Genomic DNA, 1,487 nt, shown 5'->3' with positions numbered 1-1,487 from the left:
CGGGGCGTCCACCCCATCATGAACGTCAGCTTGGCAGTCACAGCGGAAAGCTGTGATTCAAGCCTGACAGGTGCCTTATCACCCAAAACGAGTGCAAGGAGCTATTGCAGCTTGTAGCGTCATTTCATTTCTGCTTACTGCTGGGCTCTAAGTGTAAGCCAATATCCCCAATTGAGATCCGCGCCAATGCTCACCATTTATGGCCGTAAATCGTCATTCAACTTGCAGAAGGTGATGTGGCTGGTCGGTGAGCTCGGCATCGCGCACAAGCATGTCGAGCTTGGAGGCTCGTTCGGGGGCCTCGACACGCCTGAATTCCTGGCCATGAACCCGCATGGCCGCCTTCCAGTAATTGATGACTCCGGCGTCGTCGTCTGGGAGTCGCACGCCATCTTGAGATATCTTGCGGCCAAATACGCTTCCGAAACGTCGTTCTGGAAGGCGAATCCGGCTGAGCGCGCGAAGGCAGACCAATGGATGGATTGGTCGCAAACCGCGTTGCAGCCGGCGTTCATGGTTGGTGTGTTTTGGGGTTGGTACCGGACGCCCGAAGCGCAACGCAATTTGGCTGCGGTTGACAAAGCTCTGGAACAAACCAGCCGTTATCTGAAGCACATCGACCATCAGTTGAAAGGCAGGTGCTTCGTGCTCGGAGACCAGCTATCACTCGCCGATATTCCGATAGGAACCCATCTTTATCGCTATCTCAACCTTGACCTTCCGCGCCCGAACTTGCCGAACGTTGAGCGCTGGTATGAGCGGCTGCAATCGAGGGCCGCCTACAATGAGCATGTGTGCGTACCATTCGACGAACTCTACGGCCGGCTTGATTTTTGATTTGCACGTCAGGGCGTATGATCAAGGGAGGGGATGCCCATGGCAGTTCTCACTCGCCTGGAACCAAATTGGACAATTCGGCCATTCCGACTTGGCGACGCGCCGGCGGCGCGGCGGCTCATTGAAGCTGTTTGGCATGAGCATTTCCATGATCACCCCGACAGTTTTGTGCGGGACTTCATTTATTCGCGGCTATCGGACCTCGACAACGCGGAAACTGTGTACGCCGATCGAGCTCTCCTTTTGTGTGTGATCGCCGAAAACGAAATCATCGGTACCGGTGCGATCAAGCGTTTCGACGATCGACAGTGCGAAATGGTTCGCATGTTTGTCGCCCCAACCTACCGAGGCCGGGGGATCGCACGAGCTATCTCAGATGCACTTATCAGCTTTGCTCGCAGCGCAGGATACGATCGCATACGCTTGTCAAGCAACAACGCGCTAACGGCCTCGCATCGTCTATACGAAAGGATCGGATTCCAACCCACGGCTCCCTGGGAGCAAGGTGGCGAAGCTTACTCGCGTTACTATGCCCTTTGGATATCTGGCTAGGTGATCGCGGACCTTGGGTGAGCTGCGCCAGCGCGCGCTATCACGGACAGAGCGGGCCTCACACGAAGTGCAACGCAAGTTTATGATGGGGTGGACGC

At 55.9% G+C, this 1,487-nt stretch carries 2 protein-coding genes; both read left to right on the top strand.

Annotated elements, in window-relative coordinates; genetic code table 11:
* The first annotated feature begins 186 nt into the window (after positions 1-186).
* Positions 187-837, top strand: a complete 651-nt coding sequence (locus FXB41_RS39900) for a glutathione S-transferase family protein (RefSeq protein ID WP_219685660.1) — start codon at positions 187-189, stop codon at positions 835-837.
* A 39-nt stretch (positions 838-876) separates the two neighbouring features.
* The gene (locus tag FXB41_RS39895; protein WP_219685659.1) at positions 877-1,389 is read left to right on the top strand and encodes a GNAT family N-acetyltransferase; all 513 of its coding nucleotides are present in this window, start codon (positions 877-879) and stop codon (positions 1,387-1,389) included.
* The last annotated feature ends 98 nt before the right edge of the window (positions 1,390-1,487 follow it).

Source organism: Bradyrhizobium canariense, assembly GCF_019402665.1.
GTDB lineage: Bacteria > Pseudomonadota > Alphaproteobacteria > Rhizobiales > Xanthobacteraceae > Bradyrhizobium > Bradyrhizobium canariense.
This window is presented reverse-complemented; position numbering and strand designations above follow the sequence as displayed.

Bases quoted from the DNA above. Each gene is read 5' to 3' on its own strand.
- FXB41_RS39900 (WP_219685660.1), top strand. From the start codon at position 187: ATGCTCACCATTTATGGCCGTAAATCGTCATTCAACTTGCAGAAGGTG.
- FXB41_RS39895 (WP_219685659.1), top strand. From the start codon at position 877: ATGGCAGTTCTCACTCGCCTGGAACCAAATTGGACAATTCGGCCATTC.